At 68.5% G+C, this 18088-nt stretch carries 11 protein-coding genes; 5 read left to right on the forward strand and 6 right to left on the reverse strand.

All coding sequences use genetic code 11. From position 1 onward, the window contains the following. Nucleotides 1-61: 61 nt before the first annotated feature. From IEX50_RS13815 to IEX50_RS13830, 4 genes are all read right to left on the reverse strand, one after another. Nucleotides 62-1375 carry a PQQ-dependent sugar dehydrogenase gene (locus IEX50_RS13815; RefSeq protein WP_157176494.1) on the reverse strand — a complete coding sequence of 438 codons (1314 nt, stop codon included), beginning with the start codon at nucleotides 1373-1375 and terminating at the stop codon, nucleotides 62-64. Further along, a complete protein-coding gene (locus IEX50_RS13820; protein ID WP_157176225.1) occupies nucleotides 1375-1803 on the reverse strand; it encodes a DUF2231 domain-containing protein in 429 nt (142 codons plus the stop codon). Before IEX50_RS13820 ends, IEX50_RS13815 begins: the two co-directional genes overlap by 1 nt. 211 nt (nucleotides 1804-2014) lie before the next feature. Beyond that, on the reverse strand, nucleotides 2015-3682 hold the full coding sequence (locus tag IEX50_RS13825) for an MFS transporter (protein ID WP_157176224.1): 1668 nt from the start codon (nucleotides 3680-3682) through the stop codon (nucleotides 2015-2017). Between the two features lie 17 nt (nucleotides 3683-3699). Then, nucleotides 3700-5226, reverse strand: a complete 1527-nt coding sequence (locus IEX50_RS13830; protein WP_229674024.1) for a DcaP family trimeric outer membrane transporter — start codon at nucleotides 5224-5226, stop codon at nucleotides 3700-3702. Nucleotides 5227-5379: 153 nt separating this feature from the next. Between IEX50_RS13830 and acs the strand changes: the two genes are divergently transcribed. After that, on the forward strand, nucleotides 5380-7308 hold the full coding sequence (gene acs / locus IEX50_RS13835) for an acetate--CoA ligase (protein ID WP_157176223.1): 1929 nt from the start codon (nucleotides 5380-5382) through the stop codon (nucleotides 7306-7308). Further along, on the forward strand, nucleotides 7305-7949 hold the full coding sequence (locus tag IEX50_RS13840; RefSeq protein WP_157176493.1) for a LuxR C-terminal-related transcriptional regulator: 645 nt from the start codon (nucleotides 7305-7307) through the stop codon (nucleotides 7947-7949). The genes acs and IEX50_RS13840 overlap by 4 nt, the downstream gene beginning before the upstream one ends. Here the strand turns inward: IEX50_RS13840 and IEX50_RS13845 are convergent. Next, a complete protein-coding gene (locus IEX50_RS13845; protein WP_184075286.1) occupies nucleotides 7939-11199 on the reverse strand; it encodes a hybrid sensor histidine kinase/response regulator in 3261 nt (1086 codons plus the stop codon). The genes IEX50_RS13840 and IEX50_RS13845 overlap by 11 nt on opposite strands. Nucleotides 11200-11354: 155 nt before the next feature. On the opposite strand from IEX50_RS13845, the gene IEX50_RS13850 reads away from it, so the two are divergent. Further along, nucleotides 11355-12620, forward strand: coding sequence for a DUF5690 family protein (locus IEX50_RS13850; protein WP_229674026.1), 1266 nt, complete (start codon nucleotides 11355-11357; stop codon nucleotides 12618-12620). 7 nt (nucleotides 12621-12627) lie between these two features. Here the strand turns inward: IEX50_RS13850 and IEX50_RS13855 are convergent, their stop codons facing one another. Next, nucleotides 12628-13386 (reverse strand): DeoR/GlpR family DNA-binding transcription regulator, encoded by a 759-nt coding sequence (locus IEX50_RS13855; RefSeq protein WP_229674027.1) that lies wholly within the window; start codon nucleotides 13384-13386, stop codon nucleotides 12628-12630. A 164-nt stretch (nucleotides 13387-13550) separates the two neighbouring features. Between IEX50_RS13855 and IEX50_RS13860 the strand changes: the two genes are divergently transcribed. Both IEX50_RS13860 and IEX50_RS13865 read left to right on the forward strand, forming a co-directional pair. Further along, the gene (locus tag IEX50_RS13860) at nucleotides 13551-15941 is read left to right on the forward strand and encodes a TonB-dependent receptor domain-containing protein (RefSeq protein ID WP_157176221.1); all 2391 of its coding nucleotides are present in this window, start codon (nucleotides 13551-13553) and stop codon (nucleotides 15939-15941) included. Between the two features lie 62 nt (nucleotides 15942-16003). After that, nucleotides 16004-18085, forward strand: coding sequence for a phosphocholine-specific phospholipase C (locus IEX50_RS13865; RefSeq protein ID WP_157176220.1), 2082 nt, complete (start codon nucleotides 16004-16006; stop codon nucleotides 18083-18085). Nucleotides 18086-18088: the final 3 nt, after the last annotated feature.

Genomic DNA, 18088 nt, shown 5'->3' on the forward strand with positions numbered 1-18088 from the left:
CCACTCATAACGCGCAAAGCGGCTTATACCACCGTTTTCGGCGCGACGCGGCCGGGCCGCCTTAGCGCGACGCGACCCGCTGCGCCGCCCGCGTCGGCGTCACGCGCCACAGCGTGTTGGACAGGTCGTCCGCCACGATGATCGCGCCGCGCGGATCGAGCGTGACGCCCACCGGCCGCCCGCGCGTCTTGCCGTCCGCGCCCATGAAGCCCGTCACGAAATCGACCGGCGTACCCGTCGGCCGCCCACCGCGGAACGGCACGAACACCACCTTGTAGCCGGACGGCGTATCGCGGTTCCAGCTGCCATGTTCGCCGACGAACACGCCGTCGCCGAACTTCGCACCCATCACCGGTGCCGAGAACGCGACACCCAACGCCGCGACATGCGCACCCAGCGCATAGTCCGGCCGGATCGCCGCCGCGACGCGCTCGGGGTTCTGCGGCCGTACGCGCGGATCGACCGTCTGCCCGTAGTAACTGTAGGGCCAACCATAGAACGCCCCGTCGCGCACCGACGTCAGATAATCCGGCACCAGGTTCGGCCCCAGCTCGTCACGCTCGTTCACCACCGCCCACAACTGCCCCAGCCCCGGCTGGATCGCCAGCGCGGTCGGGTTGCGGATCCCGGTCGCGAACGGCCGGTGCGCGCCGGTCTGCGCATCGATCTGCCAGACCTGCGCACGATCGACTTCTGCCGCCATCCCGCGTTCGGTGATGTTGCTGTTCGATCCGATGCCGACATACAGGAACCGCCCATCCGGGCTCGCCGCCAGCGACTTGGTCCAGTGATGGTTGATCGCCGACGGCAGGTCGGTGACCTTCACCGGCGGGCCGCTCGCCCGGATCTGCCTGGACTGGTACGCGAACCGCACCAGCGTATCCTGGTTCGCGACGTAGAGCGACCCGTTCGCCAGCGCGAGACCGTACGGCGCGTTCAGATGCTCGGCGAACACCGTCCGCCCTTCGTAGACGCCGTCGCCGTCGCTGTCGCGCAGCAGCGTCAGCCGGTTGCCGCCCTTGACCGACGTCGTACCCTTTGCCTTGATGAAACTGGCAATGATGTCCTTCGGGCGCTGCTTCGGCGCGTCGCCGCCACCCTTGCCCTCGGCCACCAGGATATCGCCGTTGGGCAGGACGAGCGTCTGGCGCGGCACCAGCAGGTCGGTCGCGATCGCCGTGACCGTATAGCCGGCCGGCACGATCGGGCGCGCCTTGCCCCAAACCGCCGGGTCGGCGATCTTCATGCTTGGCAAAAGCCCGCGATGCTGCGCGGGCAACGTCGGCTCGGCGCCATATTGCGTCACGTCCGGGTCGTTGCCGCACGCGCTCAGCAGCACGGCCAGCGAAAGGGTGGAGATCTGGCCGATGCGCATCACGCGACTGCTCCTGCGCGAAATTTGGAGAAGCCGACCCACGTCGACGCCAGCGCCAGCACCGCCACCACGACGGACACGATCAGCCCGCCCGGCATCGTCGCCCACGCGTCCTTGGCATGTTCCAGCGCATTGAGAAAACCGAGTACGAACGTCGCCAGCACCAGCACGAAGTAACCGACCACATCGTTGGTCCGCCGGTCCCGCCGCAGCAGATCGATCGCCGCACACAGCAGCGTCAGGCCACAGAACACCATGCCCCCGACGATCAGCCAGGATGCGAAGTTCAGCCACTGGATCTGATAGGCATCCGCATAGGCCACATCGCTCAGCAGCGCGCCGAGGAACGGCGGCACCATCCCGGCGAGTAAGACGGCGTGAAACGGATGAAGCGCGGCCGGAACCGGTCGACTGATGGTTGCAGACACGATCGCGTCCCCCTCTGGCCGACCGAACGGCCTTCGTCATCGGCATGATGACGACCAAACCGCGCCGGCCTGAAAGCCCGCGCGGTCGTAGAAGGGAAAATGCGCCGCTCGCGATGGAAGTTCCGCTTGCTGCGCGGGACCGTCGGCAGCGCGATACTGGTCGATCGACCGAACGACACCCCGTTGCAGTCGCAACGGGGTGTCGGCTCGATCAGGCTTCGATATCGCGCTTGAACGTCTCGGGCAGGAACACAAGCCCCAGGGCCAGCGTGATCGCCGCCAGCACCACGGGGTACCACAGCCCGTAGTAGATATCGCCGGTCGCCGCGACCATCGCGAACGCCGTGGTCGGCAGAAACCCGCCGAACCAGCCATTGGCGATATGATAGGGCAACGACATCGACGTGTAGCGAATGTTGGTCGGGAACAGTTCGACCAGCAGCGCGGCAATCGGGCCGTAGACCGCGGTCACCAGCAGCACCATGAAAAACAGGATCCCGATGACGAGCGGCGTGTTCATGCCGGCCGGATCGTACTTCGGCGCGTAACCTGCCGCCGCGATCGCCGTCTTCAACTCGGCTTGGTACGCCGTGATGGCGGCCTTGCGCTCTTCACCGGCCACCTTCGACGGATCGGGCGCGACGAACGTCTGCCCACCGATCTTGATCTGCGCGATCGTGCCGGCCGGTGCCTCGACATTGGCGTAATTGACGCCGTTCTTGGCCAGGAACGACTTGGCGATGTCGCAGCTCTTGGCGTCGAACTTGTTGCGGCCGACCGGGTCGAACTGCACCGAACATTCGTCGTCGTGGCTGACGACCGTGATCGGCGATGCGGCCTGTGCCGCGGCCAGCGCGGGGTTGGCGGCCTGGGTCAACATGCCGAACAGCGGGAAATACGTCAGCGCCGCCACGGCACAGCCCGTCAGGATGATCGGCTTGCGGCCGATCTTGTCCGACAGCCAGCCGAAGATGACGAAGAACGGCGTCCCCAGCGCGAGTGCCACCGCCATCAGCACGTTGGTCGTCGCCCCATCGACCTTCAGCATCTTCTCCAAGAAGAACAGCGCGTAGAACTGGCCGGTATACCACACCACCGCCTGGCCCATTGCGGCCCCGAACAGCGCGATCAGCACGATCTTCAGGTTACCCCAGCGCGCGAACGCTTCGGTCAGGGGCGCCTTCGACGTCTTGCCCTCGTCCTTCATCCGCTGGAACGCGGGGCTTTCGGAAAGCTGGAGACGGATCCACAGCGATACGCCGAGCAGCACGATCGAGATGATGAACGGCAGACGCCAGCCCCAAGCGGCGAACGCTTCCTCGCCCAGCGCAAACCGCAGCCCGATCACGACGAGCAGCGCCGCGAACAGCCCGAGCGTTGCGGTCGTCTGGATGAAGCTGGTGTAGAGACCACGCCGGTTCGCCGGCGCATGTTCCGCGACATAGGTCGCCGCACCGCCATATTCGCCGCCGAGCGCGAGACCCTGCAGCAACCGCAGGAACACCAGCATCAGCGGTGCCGCGACACCGATCGACGCGTAGGACGGCAACAGGCCGACCGCAAAGGTCGACAGGCCCATGATGCCCATCGTGACGAGGAACGTGTTCTTGCGCCCGACCAGATCGCCGATCCGCCCGAACACCAGCGCGCCGAACGGCCGGACGGCGAAACCCGCCGCGAACGCACCGAGCGCCAGGATGAACCCGGTCGTCTCGTTCACGCCGGAGAAGAACTGCGCCGAGATATAGGTCGCGAGCAGCCCGTAGAGGTAGAAGTCGTACCATTCGAACACGGTGCCCAGCGACGAGGCGATGATGACTTTCTTGTCGCTTTGGAATGTCGCCTTTGGATCGGGCGCTTCGTCGTATGTCGTCGCCATCGCGTCGTCCTTCCTGATCAGAACCCGTATTTCACTGCGAACTCGACCCGGTCGAGCGCGCCCTTGTCCCCCGACAGCAATTCGCGGACGGCGTGGCGATATTCGATGCCCAGGTCGAAACCCTTGGCCGGCGTCCAGAACAGGTTCGCGGCACCGCCATAGGATTTGGCGTTGGCCAGACCCGTCACGATCACGCCCTCCGGATAGTCGGCCGACTGGTAGCTGCCCATGAAGGTGGAACGCACGGTCGCGCTCCAGCCGAGCTTCAACGCCGCGAACGCCGCGAAATTGTCGATCCGCCCCAGCGACTGCGCAGTGCCGCCGTAGATCGCATCCGGCACGTAGCCGAGACCGAGATAGCGCCCGATCCCCTGGCCGTATGTCGCCATGAACCGCAGGTCGTGACGGGCGCCGAACGGGATCTTGCCCGATCCCGACACGCCCCAGCCGAACGCGCTGTCGCCGACGCCCAGCGTATCGGTGCGCAGTTCGCGTGCGATGCCGGCCAGCGCGAATTCGCCTAGCGTCCCCTTCCAGTTCACGCGCGCCACGACGTCGGGCAACCGGTCGTCGTCCGTATCGACCAGCGCGGCGTTGGTCGGCAGCGCGGTCTCGGTCTCCGGGTTCTCCGCGGCCAGCTGCAACGTCATGCCGGGCCGCAACGGCACGGTATAGCGGATCAGCGCCTGGCGGTTAAACACCGTGCCGTCCAGCGGACCGACGAAATCGGTCGTCTCGGGCAGCACGCCGAGATTCTGGAACGTCGACCACTCCTGCCCGACCAGCCAGCGGCCATATTCGATGAAGCCGCGCCGGAACGTCGGCGTGTAGGGATTGGTCGCACGCTGCGCCCCCACCGGTGCGGTCGCCAGCGCGAAATCGAATTCGATCAGCGTCTTGATGTCCGTCCCGTTCACCGGGGTCGATGTGCTGAACCCGAGCCGCGTCTGGCGGGCGGACAGCAACAGATCCTCGCTGGAAAAACCGCCGCCGACCGGGATCTGCTGCGGCAGGAAGAACTCCTTGCCGAGACCACCGACCGCGACCTCGCCGTCGCTGTACCGGCTGGCGATGACGTTCAGCCGGACGAAGCCGTTCAGCTTGACCGTCGTGTTGCCGATCCGGAACCCGTCGCCGGACGGGGACGACGCGGTGCTCGATGCGGTGCTGTTTGCCGTGGGGCCGCCCGCCGTCCCGGCGCTCGCGACCTGCGGATTGACGCCCGGACCGGACGGTCCGCTGGGGCCGGACTGGCCGGACGATGCGGACGCGACCGCGGTCGGTGCGGCGCCAGCCGACGCCCCGGTGGCGATCGGCGCGGACGAGGACGCCACCGATGACGACGCACGGCTCTGGACCAACTCGGATCTGAGGTCGGACACCGCCTGTTCGAGCAGCTTCAGCCGGGCTTCCAGTGCCGCTTCGCGCGCACTGGTCCCGGGCGAACCGGCACCCTGCGCCGCGGCAGGCCCGGCGGTGGTAACCAGCATGGCAGTGCCCGAAAGCAGCAGCATACGCGATGCGCAGCGTTTGAAACGCCTCATTGGCCTCTCCCCAGCCCGAACGGGTCGACCCGTTTTGTACTGGGTACATCATCGCGCAGCGGCCGCGCGGCGTTAACCGCGATAAACGTCGTATACCGCTCACCACGGTCAGCCCATAGATTGCATCGGACGTAGCAAGCGAGAGATGGATCGATGACGAGCGCAATCCAAGAGCGTGCGGACCCCGACAAAAACACCGCGCCGGACACCGCGTTGCAGGACCGCCGCGCCGCCGCGGCCGCCGATCCCGATGGCTATTGGCGCGACCGCGGCCGGGCGATCGACTGGATCGAGCCCTACACGCAGGTGAAGGACGCCTCGTTCGACGCCGCCGATTTCCGCATACGCTGGTTCGCGGACGGCAAGCTCAACGTGTCGGCCAACTGCCTCGACCGGCATCTCGACACGCGCGGCGATCAGGTCGCGATCATTTGGGAGGGTGACGAGCCCGGCGAAACAGAGCGCGTTACCTACCGCGACCTACACGCCCGCGTTTGCAAGTTTGCCAACGTCCTGAAGGTGCAAGGCGTCGCTAAGGGCGACCGCGTCACGCTCTACATGCCGATGATAGTCGAGGCGGCGGTCGCGATGCTCGCCTGCGCGCGGATCGGCGCAGTCCACTCGGTGGTGTTCGGCGGCTTCTCGCCCGACAGCCTGGCCGGGCGGATCGAGGATTGCGGATCGACCTTCGTCATCACCGCGGACGAAGGCTGCCGCGGCGGCAAGCGCATCCCATTAAAGGCAAACGTCGATGCCGCGCTCGAAAAATGCGCCGGCGTGCAGCGTGTGGTCGTCGTCCGCCGCACGGGTGCCGACATCCCGATGACCGCCGGGCGCGACATCTGGTACCATGAGGCGATGGACGACGCGTCCGCGGACTGCGCGCCCGAACCGATGGACGCGGAGGATCCGCTCTTCATCCTCTACACCTCCGGATCAACCGGCAAACCCAAGGGCGTCCTGCACAGCAGCGGCGGCTACCTCGTCTGGACCGCGGTCACGTTTCAGGAAGTGTTCGACTACCGCGAGGGTGATCTCTTCTGGTGTACTGCCGATGTCGGCTGGGTCACCGGCCACAGCTATGTCGTCTACGGCCCGCTCGCCAGCGGTGCCACCACCGTGATGTTCGACGGCGTGCCCAACTATCCCGACCATGGCCGCTTCTGGGAAACGATCGATCGGCTCGGCGTCACGATCTTCTACACCGCCCCGACCGCGATCCGCGCCTTGATGCGTGAAGGCGACACCTGGGTCGCACGCTCGTCGCGCGCATCACTGCGGCTGCTCGGCAGCGTCGGCGAACCGATCAATCCGGAGGCGTGGCGCTGGTATCACGACGTCGTCGGCGACGGCCGCTGCCCCATCGTCGACACCTGGTGGCAGACCGAGACCGGCGGCATCATGATCGCCCCCTCCCCGCACACCGCCGTCGGCAAACCCGGCAGCGCGACCAAGCCGCTGCCCGGCGTGATGCCGCAACTCGTTGACGCGGAGGGGGTCGTGCTGGACGGCGCGACGGAGGGCAATCTCGTTATCGCCGAAAGCTGGCCGGGGCAGATGCGCACCGTCTGGGGCGATCACGACCGCTTCTTCCAGACCTATTTCAGCACCTATCCCGGCAAATATTTCACCGGCGACGGCGCACGCCGCGACGCGGACGGCGACTATTGGATCACCGGCCGCGTCGACGACGTCATCAATGTCTCCGGCCACCGGATGGGCACGGCGGAGGTCGAAAGCGCGCTCGTCGCCCATCCGCGCGTGGCCGAGGCCGCGGTCGTCGGCATGCCGCACGAGGTGAAGGGTCAGGGCATCTACGCCTATGTCACGCTCAACGCCGGCGACACCGGCGACGATGCGACCCGCGACGAACTGCGCGCCTGGGTTCGGCGCGAAATCGGCCCGATCGCCACGCCCGACGCGCTGCAATTCGCACCTGCCTTGCCCAAGACGCGGTCGGGCAAGATCATGCGGCGCATCCTGCGCAAGATCGCGGAGGGCGACACCACCAGCCTCGGCGACATCTCGACCCTCGCCGATCCCTCGGTGGTTGCGCTGCTGGTAAAGGAGCGGATCGGCTGAGCGGATCGATCCTGATCGCGGACGACCATCCGCTATTCCGCCAGGCGCTCGGCCTGGCGGTCGCCGCCGTGCGCCCCGCCGCGCGCGTGCTCGAAGCGGGCACGCTCGCCCGCGCCGCGACGCTGGCGGCGGAGACGGACGATCTGGAGCTGATCCTGCTCGACCTAAAGATGCCCGGTGCCACCGGCTATGCGGGCGTCGCGTTGATCCATGCCGAGCGGCCGACCGTGCCGATCCTGGTCGTCTCCAGCGCCGACGCCGCCGTGGCGCTGCCCGAGGTGCGGCGGTTCGGCGCGATCGGTTTCCTCGGCAAGGGCGCCGACCTCGCCACGATCGAACAGGCGATCGCCGCCGCACTCGAAGGCCATGCCGCGCCCGCCGAGCCCGACCCGCCCGCCGATCCGACCGACGACGCCTCGGCCCGCGTCGCATCGCTCACCCCGACGCAGCTCAAGGTCCTGCTCGGCGTGCTCGACGGGCGCTACAACAAGGAGATCGCCTATGATCTCGGCATCAGCGAGGCGACCGTCCGCGCGCACATGACCGCCGTGCTGCGCAAGCTCGACGTCACCAACCGCACGCAAGCCGCGCTCGCCGCCCGCGCGCTGGGGCTAGAGCCCCGCCCCGCCATCAAGCGCTGAGCGCGCCCGCCAGCCAGTTGTCGAACGCATCGGGATCGAGCGGCTTGGTTAGCAGCGCGACCCCGCACGCCGCGGCCCGCTGCGCCAGCGCCGGGCCGGGCTCCGCCGTCACCAGCGCCGCCGGTATTGCAGAAAGTGCTGCAATCAGCGCCAGCCCGTCCATCTCCTCGCCTAGGTGGAAATCGATCAGCGCCGCGTCATACGGCAATCCGGTCGCCAGCGCCGCCGCCGCGCTCCCCGCGACATGCACCCGGTGGCCACGGGCCGACAGCATCGCGACCATCGCCTCGCACACCCGCGCATCGTCGTCGACGACCAGGATCGTCGCCGCCCGCGCGAACCGCTTGGGGGCCACACGCGGCGCCACCACCGGCGCGTCCGCCGCCTCGGGCAGCGTGAACGCGAACCGGCTGCCGCGCCCGACCTGACTGGTCAACGTCACCGGCGCGCCGAGCAGCCGCGCGGTCCGCTCGACGATCGCGAGGCCCAGCCCGACCCCCACATCGTCACCGCTTTCGAGCCGTTCGAACTCGCCGAAGATCCGCTGGCGGTCCGCCGCCGGAATGCCGATCCCGCTGTCCCACACCTCGATCAGGATGCCGTCGCCGCGCCGCCGCGCGCCCACCACCACCCCGCCCTCCGCGGTGTACCGTACCGCGTTCGAAATCAGGTTCTGCACGATCGACCGCACCATCGTCGCATCGCTCGCCACCACCGCGTCGCCGCACGCCAGCCGCAGCGTCAGCCCCTTCTCCGCCGCCCGCGGCGCCAGCCCGTCGAGCACCTCGCGCAGCAACGGGCGCAGCGCGAACGGCCGCACGACCGGCACGATCCCGCCCGCATCCAGCCGGGAAATGTCGAGTAGCGCGCGCAGCAGCCGCTCCGCCGCGACGATCGACTGATCGACCTTCGCCGCCAGCGGATGCCCGCCCACCGCCCGGTCCAGCGCCGCGGTGAACAGCCGCGCGGCGTGCAGCGGCTGGATCAGGTCATGGCTGGCCGCTGCCAGGAACCGCGTCTTGTCGGCCGTTGCGCGGGCCAGGTCGGCGTTCACCGCGGACAGCTCGGCCGTACGCTGCTCGACACGCGCCTCTAGCTCGATCCGCGCGCTTTCCAGCACGTCCCGCGCCTTGGCCTCCGCCGTCACGTCGGAGAAGCACATTACGTAACCCCCGCCCGGCATCGGCCCGCCGACCGTCTTCAGCACGCGGCCGTCGCTGCGCGTCCGTTCAAAACTATGCTGCCGCCCGCGCCGGATGTTCGCCAGCCGGCGTTCCACATGGCTGTCTACCTCGCCCGGTCCGCACTCACCGCGCATCGCGTTGAACGCGATCGCGTCGGCCACCGGTGCGCCGACCCGGATCATCCCAGGCGGGAACCCGAACATCTCCAGATACCGCGTATTCCACGCGACCAGCGCCAGGTCGCGGTCGACGACGCTGACCGCCGGATCGATATTCTCGAGTGTCGCGGCAAGCAGCCCTTGCGAGAATTGCAGGCTCTGCCCGCTCGCATCCAGCATCCGCGCCACCTCGATCGCGGACAGCGAGGTGCCCGACAGCGCGGATGCCACCAGCGCCCGTGCCGACGGCGCCCCCACCGCACTCGCGATCAGCCGTTCCGCGGCGCGCGCCTGCGAATGGGCTCCGCCGCCCGGTCTGCCGGCTTCGTTCAACGCAGCCCGCGCCTTGTCCATCCCCACGAACCGCGCGACGAAATCGAGCAACTCGCCCGACGTCATCGCACGCCCGGCGTCACGGGCGGCGGGGGCCGCGATCACGCTCCGCCCGGCCGGCCGCGCCGCGACCAGCGCGTGGACGAACAGGTTCGCCGCCAGGCTCGCCACCGCGCCCGTCGCGAACCCGCCCAGCCCGATCGCCGCCGCCAGTCCGCTCAGCGGTGCGGCCACGCCCAGCGCGGGGATCAGGACCAGCGTGGTCCACGCAACCAGCCCGGTCGCCAGCCCCGCCTTGGCGGCCGGCGCGTCGCGCCCCTCGCGCTCGACCGCCAGGATCAGCGCGGGCGCGAACTGCGCCATCGCCGTGAACGCCACCAGCCCCGTCTCGGCCAGCGTGACACCCGTCGGCAGCGCGACCGCATAGCCGAGCGCAATCGCCATCAGCCCTGCGATCACCGTGCGCCGGACGCGCAGCAGCACCACGCCGGCATCCGCCTCGCTCGCCACCGTCAGCCGACGGATCAGCAACGGCGCGAGCAGGTCGTTCGACACCATCGTCGACAACGCGATCATCTCGACCACCACCATGCCCGTCGCGGCCGAGAAACCGCCGACGAACACCAGCAGCGCCACCGGGAAACTGCCCGCCTGCAACGGTAGCTGGATGACCAGCATGTCGGCCGCGCCGCCCGATCCCGCGGCCAGCACCGCCAGCGTGATCGGCAGCACGGTCAAGCTGAAAATCGCCAGCGCCCCCACGAACGGCCAGCGCGCGCGCCTGATGTCGCGCGCGTCGTCGGCCTGCGTCACCGCGATGTGGAACTGCCGCGGCAGGGCAATCGCCGCCACGGCCGCCAGCAACGTCGTCACGAAGAAGTCCGCCCGCAACGCCCCCGGCGCGAACAGCGTCGCCAGCCGGTCGACGGCCAGCGCGCGGACCGCGGGCGGCGTATTGGTGATCTGCATCACCGCGAACACCCCGATCGCCAGGAACGCGATCAGCTTCACGCTGGCCTCCACCGCCACCGCGAACATGACGCCGGGGTTCTTGCCCGCCGCCTCGTAGCGCCGCGTGCCGAACAGCATCGCGAACACCGCCAGCACGACCGCGGTCGTCGCCATTGGCAGCAACGTCGATGCATGGTCGGACAACAGCGCATAGGTCGTCCCGACCGACCGGAGCTGCAGCGCGAGATACGGCACCGTGCCGGCCAGCGCGAGCAGCGTTACCAGCGCCGCCACGCCGCGGCTCTTGCCGAACCGCGTTCCGATGAAATCCGACACCGACGTCGCACCGACTTCCTTGGCCACCACGATCAGCCGTTCGAGCCAGCGGATCCCCAGCGCGTAGAGCAGGATCGGCCCGAGATAGATCGGCAGATAGGCCCATCCCCCGACGCTCGCGCTGCCGACCGCGCCGTAGAATGTCCAACTGGTGCAATAGACGGTCAGCGACAGCGCATAGGCGGTCCCGCGCCACCGGCGGCGCACCCCGTCCGCCCCGGCCCCGTCGATCCGGTACGCGACGAGGAACAACAGGCTCGCATAGGCCAGTGCGACGGCAAACAGCATGAACGGCTCTCGGTACGTCGATCCGCGTCTTGACGCGTATGCGGCAAGCCGGATGACACTTGTCTTACGCAATCGCCGGGACACTGTCATCCGGCGGGCGCGTCGGGTGGGAGAGCTGTCACGCCCCTGACATGGTCCGGCCCTAGTCGGCGTCAGTGTTTTCAGTATCCTCGCCGCCATCGGGCCGCCTCAGCCTGACGGCGTTCGTGCCCGGCATCGCGGCGTTCGGCGTCTATTTCGCGATGTATGGCTTCCGTAAACCGTTCGCCGTCGCGGACTTTGCCGGCGTGCCGGGCCTGTTCGACGGTCTGGACTACAAGACGGCGCTGATCCTGTCACAGGCGGTCGGCTATGCCGCGTCGAAATTGATCGGCGTCCATGTCGTCTCCGCGCATCGCCCGGAACATCGCGCCCGGCTGATCCTGTCGCTGATCGGCGCGGCCTGGGTCGCGCTCCTTCTGCTGGCGCTGCTCCCCGCCCGCTGGGGCCCGCTGGCCATGCTGCTGAATGGCCTGCCGCTCGGGCTGATCTGGGGGCTGGTGTTCAGCTACCTTGAGGGCCGCCGCAATTCGGACATCCTGGCGACGATCCTGACCGCCAGCTTCATCCTGTCGTCGGGCGTCACGCGGTCGGTCGGCAGCGCGCTGCTCGGCCTCGGGGTCAGCCCGTTCTGGATGCCGGCGCTGACCGGCCTGCTGTTCACGCCGCTGCTGCTCGGCGGGATGGTCGTCCTGGCCCGCTCCCCGCCGCCGGACGATCAGGATCAGGCCGTACGCGGCGCCCGTGCACCGATGAATGCGCCCGCCCGCCGCGCCTATCTGCGCCGCCACTGGCTGCCGGTCACCGCGCTGGTCGCCGGCTACACGATGCTCGCCGCGTTGCGTGACCTGCGCGACAATTTCGCGCCCGAACTCTGGACCGCGCTGGATCATCCCGCGACCCCCGCACTCTACGCGGCGACCGAGGCGCCGATCGCGCTGATCGTGCTGCTCGGGCTCGCAATGCTGGCACTGGTGCGCGACAACCGGCGTGCCGTGGTGACGATCCACGCGGTCATCATGCTCGGCGCGGCGATCCTCGCGGTCTCGACCATCGCGTTGCGGACGGGCGCGATCGGGCCGGTCGCCGGCATGATCCTGATGGGCGTCGGCATCTACCTCGCCTACGCGCCGTTCAGCGCGATCCTGTTCGATCGCATGATCGCGCTCAGCCCCTCCCCCGGCACCGCCGGTTTCCTCATCTACCTCGCCGACGCGTTCGGCTATTCGGGCAGCATCGCGCTGGTGCTGATCCGCCGGGCGACCACCCGCGATCGCGACTGGCTCGACCTGTTCCTCGATGCCGGGCTGTGGACGAGCGGCGCGCTGATCGTGCTGACGTTCTGCTCGGCACTCTGGTTCATCCGCCAACGCCCGTCGTGACGCGACGTCAGCCGTCGTGCAAACGGGTTCCGGCCCGCGCCGCGGCCTCTGCGATCGCCGGCGGCGCGGGGGCGTTGGTAACCAGGTCGTGGACCTGCGCGAAATCGGCGACATGCACCGTCCCCGCGCGGTCGAACTTTGCCGCATCGGCCACGACGATCACCCGCCTCGCCCCGTCGAGCAGCGCGCGTTTGTACCCCGCCTCGTCCGGTTCGAAATCCATGAAGCCGCGCTGCGCCTCGATCGCGCCCATCGACAGGATCGTCGCATCGGGCGAAAAACAGCGCGAGTAACGGATCGCCTCCGCATCGAACGTCGCACGATAATCGACGTTCACCGCCCCGCCGGCCAGGAAGACGCGGATCCCGCTGCGCCCCAGCATGTCGCCGGCCACCTCCAGATTGTTCGTGACGATGGTCAGCCGTTTGCGGTCCGCCAACGCACGCGCCACCCAGCAGGATGTCGTCCCCGAATCGATCAGCACCGTCATGCCGTCCTCGATCAGCGTTGCGGCACGCCGCGCGACCGCCTGCTTGGCGGCCGACTGTTCGTGCATCCGCAGCCGGTACGGCGCCTCAAGCTGATTGTCGGGCAGCTTGACGCCGCCATGCACCTTGTACGCACGGCCGGTGGTCTCCAGCAGCCGGACGTCGCGACGGATCGTCTCGTCCGACACGGCGAAGTGACTGGCCAGCATCGCGATCGAACAGGATCCGCGCGCTTTCAGCAACGCCACCAGGCTGGCGATACGATCCGACTGCGTCATCCGGCAACTCCCCCGCCCCTGTTTCGCGGGAAGGACGACCCGATACAACCCATAAACTTCCACGTAATCCCACATGATGTCACAACGATGTCACATGATCTCCGCATGGGCGTCGTGACCGGTGACACCCGACCAAAGTCGGACCGCACCGCGGGGAGATCGACATGACAAGCTGGATGACGGGGGCCGCGATCCTGGTGATCGCGACGGCGACGACGGGTGCTGCCGCGCAAACTGCCGTGATTCCGGTGGCGGCGTCGGGCACGGCCGACAAGACCCCCGTGACGCGGGACGACCCGCAGTCCGCCGGCGACGACATCGTCGTGACGGGGCAGTCCACCGCCTTCGCCAACACCCGCGTCACCGCGCCGATGATCGACCGTCAGTCCGCGCTGGCCAGCGTCAACGACGTCATCAACGAACTGCCCGGCGTGTTCGTGGCGGAGGGCGACGCGTTCGGCTCGTCCGACTGGGTGACGTCGATCAGCATCCGCGGGTTCAACAGCGGCGGCGGCGGCGGACAGCAGATCGGCTCCACCATCGACGGCCTGCCCAACGGCGGGTCGGGCTATGGCGGCGGATCGCGCGCCAACCGCTACATCGACGTGCTCGACCTCAAGACCGTCAACGTGTCGCAGGGCACCGCCGACATCTCGTCGCGCTCGAACGAGGCACTCGGCGCGACGCTCGACTATGTCACGTCCGATCCCACCGCGGACAGCCGGCTGCGCTTTACCGCGGCGGGCGGCGATTTCGGTGCGCGCAAATTCTACGTCCGCGGCGACACCGGCACGATCGCGCCGAACACCACCGCCTACGTCAGCGCCTCCACCTCCCGCGTTCACGACTGGATCGGCGGATCGGGCAAGACCCGCCGCGACCATATCGATGCCAAGTTGCTCAGCCGGGTCGGCACCGTCGACCTGACCGGCTTCGTCTCCTACGACGATGCCGATGAATCCGAATTCGGATCGGTCTCGCCGGCGCAATTCGCCAACGACCCTAATCACGATGCCTATACCGACAACTGGACCGGCCTGCCCTACACCGACCAGGCCTATCGCTCCACGTCGCGCGCGCTGCGCAAGAACCTGTTCGGCTATCTCAAGGCGCGCACCGAAGTGGGCGAGGTGAAGCTGCAGGCGGCCGGCTACTATCACCGCATGCGCGGCCGCGGCGATTTCGCGCCGCCCTATCTGGTTGACGTCCGGAACGACGGCGCCGGCAATCCCGAAAGCGAATATACCGGTGGCACGACCGTGCGCGGCGACGATTCGATCGGCAAGGTGTACTTCGTCACGCCGACCGGTGCGGCGGCCACCATGACCGCCGGCTGCGTCGGCACCAGCGGCGTGCCCGCGGAATACTCGCCGACCTGCTACGCCGCCAACGCGACGCCGGTCATGTCGTACCGCCACACCCACTACCAGAACGACCGCTTCGGCTTCACCGGCGACGTCGACTGGCAGCATGATTTCGGATCCGTCCAGAACCAGTTCCGCGCCGGCCTCTGGTACGAACATGGCCGCTCGAACCAGCTGCGCGACTGGCACAAGGTCACCGACGCCACCGTCGGCCCGGCCTATGACGGCACGCCTTATTACGTCCAGTTCAGCACCGACTACGGCCTGGACGAGATCATGTATTATGCCGAGGACGCGGTGACCGCCGGGCCGCTGACCGCCCGGTTCGGCGTGAAACAGTTCTTCCTCGACCAGACCCGCACCGAACTGCTCGGTGATCTCAGCGCGACGTCGCTGAAGTCGCATTCCAAGCCGCTGATCAACGCCGGCCTGACCTACGTCACGCCGCTCCAGGGGATGGAGCTGTTCGCCGGCTATTCGCAGAATTTCGCCGCGATCGGCAACGGTCCGCTCGGCCAGCCCGCCGAGACGATCCGCAACCTGCGCCCCGAAACCGCGAACAATATCGAGGTCGGCGCCCGCTACAGCACCGGCCGCATCCAGGCCTCGCTGACCGGCTACGACATCAAGTTCAAGAACCAGATCGTGTCGATCTCGTCGAACCTCGTCACCGGGATCGACTATCTGGAACAGCAGGACAGCGTCTACCTGAACGTCGGTGGCGTGAAGAGCCGCGGAGTCGAGGCCGCGCTCGCCTACCGCATCCTGCCGCCGCTCACGCTGTCGGGCAGCTTCACCTACAACCACGCGACCTATATCGGCACGGGCAACGCCGCGCAGGATGCCGATGTCGGCGTGACGCCGGGGGTGCAGGTGATCAATTCGCCGCGCACCATGTGGGTCCTGTCGGCGGACTACAAGAAATCGATCTTCAAGGCGGGCGTCGCGACCAAGTTCGTCGGCGACCGCAACATCGATACGCGGGGCGAGGCAAAGGCCGGCAAGTTCACGCTGGTCAGCGGCTATGTCGGCGCGGACCTCGGCGAGGTGAACGACCGGCTGAAGGGCGTCTCCGTCACGATCCAGGCGACCAACCTGACCGACAAGCGCTACCTGTCGAGCGCGGACGGCGGGTCGGCCTTCCTCGGCTCGCCGCGCACCGTGACCGCCGCGCTGTCCGTCGATTTCTGACGCCATCCGGGCGCGGTCCGCGTAGAAGCCGGACCGCGCCCGTTCGCCATGGGACCATCCCGATGACCGACCTGTCCCGCCGCAGTCTGCTCGCCACCGGTTTCGCCGGTGCCGCACTGTCGACGCTACCCGCCGCGATCGCCCGCGCCGCCGCGATCGCCCCCGACGCGCGGACCGGCTCGATCATGGACGTCCAGCATGTCGTCATCCTGATGCAGGAAAATCGCGGCTTCGATCATTATTTCGGCTCGCTGCGCGGCGTTCGCGGCTTTGCCGATCGCCTCCCCATCCCAGTCCCCGGGACGCCAGATCCGGCCCCCGTCTGGGACCAGCGCGACCGCACCGACCCGGCCGGCGAGCGCACCGTCCGGCCCTTCCACCTCGCCACCCGCACTGATTTCGATCTAATGCGGATGGAGGGCACGCCGCACAGCTGGCCCGATGCGCAACGCGGCTGGGACGAGGGTCGCATGGCGCACTGGCCCGAGGCCAAGAGCCAGCGCGCGATGGGCCATTACCGGCGCGAGGACATCCCGTTCCAGTTCGCGCTGGCCGAGGCGTTCACGATCTGCGACGCCTATCACTGCTCGGCGCAAACCGGCACCAACACCAACCGGCTGTTCCTCTGGTCCGGCACCAACGATCCGGGCGGCACGCTCGGCGGCCCGGCGATCGGCAACTCGCACGACAGTTTCCCGCAGGACGGCGGCAACCCCGACGCCTACCGCTGGACCACCGTCGTCGAACGGTTGCAGGCCGCCGGCGTCGACTGGCGCATCTACCAGGACATGGCCGACAACTTCACCGACAACCCGCTGGCCGGTTTCGCCGCCTTCCGCGCCGCGCATGACGGCCGCGGCGATGCCGTGCTCCGCGACCGCGCGATCACCACGCACAAGCTGGACGCGCTGCGCGCCGACGTCCTCGCCGGCCAGCTGCCGCAGGTGTCCTACATCATCGCCACCGCCAAGGGCTCTGAACATCCCGGCCCGTCCAGCCCGGCGCAGGGGGCCGCCTATACCGCCGCGGTGCTCGACGCGCTGACCGCCGACCCCGCCGTCTGGGCACGCACCGCGCTGCTCGTCATGTTCGACGAGAATGACGGCTTTTTCGATCATATGCCCCCGCCCGCGCCCCCATCGCGCGCTGCTGACGGCACGCCCGGCGGCGGATCGACCGTCAACCTGACCGGCAGCTACCATCTCCAACCGAGCAAGGCCGATGCCCCGCTCGATCTCCCCGCCTATCGCGGTCGCCCCTACGGTCTCGGGCCCCGCGTGCCGCTCTACGTTGTCTCGCCGTGGAGCCGCGGCGGCTGGGTCAATTCGCAGGTGTTCGACCATACATCGGTCATCCGCTTCCTCGAACGACGCTTCGGCATCCACGAACCCAATATCGCCCCCTGGCGCCGCGCGGTCTGCGGCGACCTGACGTCCGCGTTCGACTTCACAAAGGCCGATCGCACACAGGCCGCGGTCATGCCCGACCCGCGCCCGGACGCCACCCGCGCCGCCGCGATCCCCAAACAGGTCCGCCCGCAGGCACCCACCACCACCGATCGCCCCTGGCAGGAACCCGGCATCCGTCGCGCCCGCCCGCTCCCCTACGCACTGACCGTCATCGACACGATCGCCGACGGCGCGATCCAGCTCCGGTTCGCCGCAGACGGCACCGCCGCCGCGGTCTTCCACGTCTACGATCGGCGCGACCTGACCCGCGCACCGCGGCGCTACACGGTCGAACCGGGCAAAGCGCTCGACGACCACTGGTCGTTCGACAACGGCGATCGCTACGATCTGTGGGTGCTCGGCCCCAACGGCTTCCACCGCCACTTCGCCGGGTACCGCGCCGACCCGGCCGCCCTCGCGACGCTCGGCTGGACCGCAACCCCAGACGATCTGGTCCTGCGCCTCCCGTCCGATCCGCGGAGCCTTGGGCTGGTCGCGCAGGTCGAACGGATCGGCACCACGCCCGCCCGCGTCGCGCTCACCGAACCGCGCCACCGCTGGCCGCTGCGCGACAGCTTCGGCTGGTACGACATCACGCTGTCGACACCCGGCGCGCCCGACTATCGCCGCCGCCTCGCCGGCCGGATCGACACGCCCGGCCGCATCACCTGCAGCGACCCGTTCGGCGGCGCCTGACCG

The organism is Sphingomonas prati, assembly GCF_014643515.1.
Classification (GTDB): Bacteria; Pseudomonadota; Alphaproteobacteria; order Sphingomonadales; family Sphingomonadaceae; genus Sphingomonas_R; species Sphingomonas_R prati.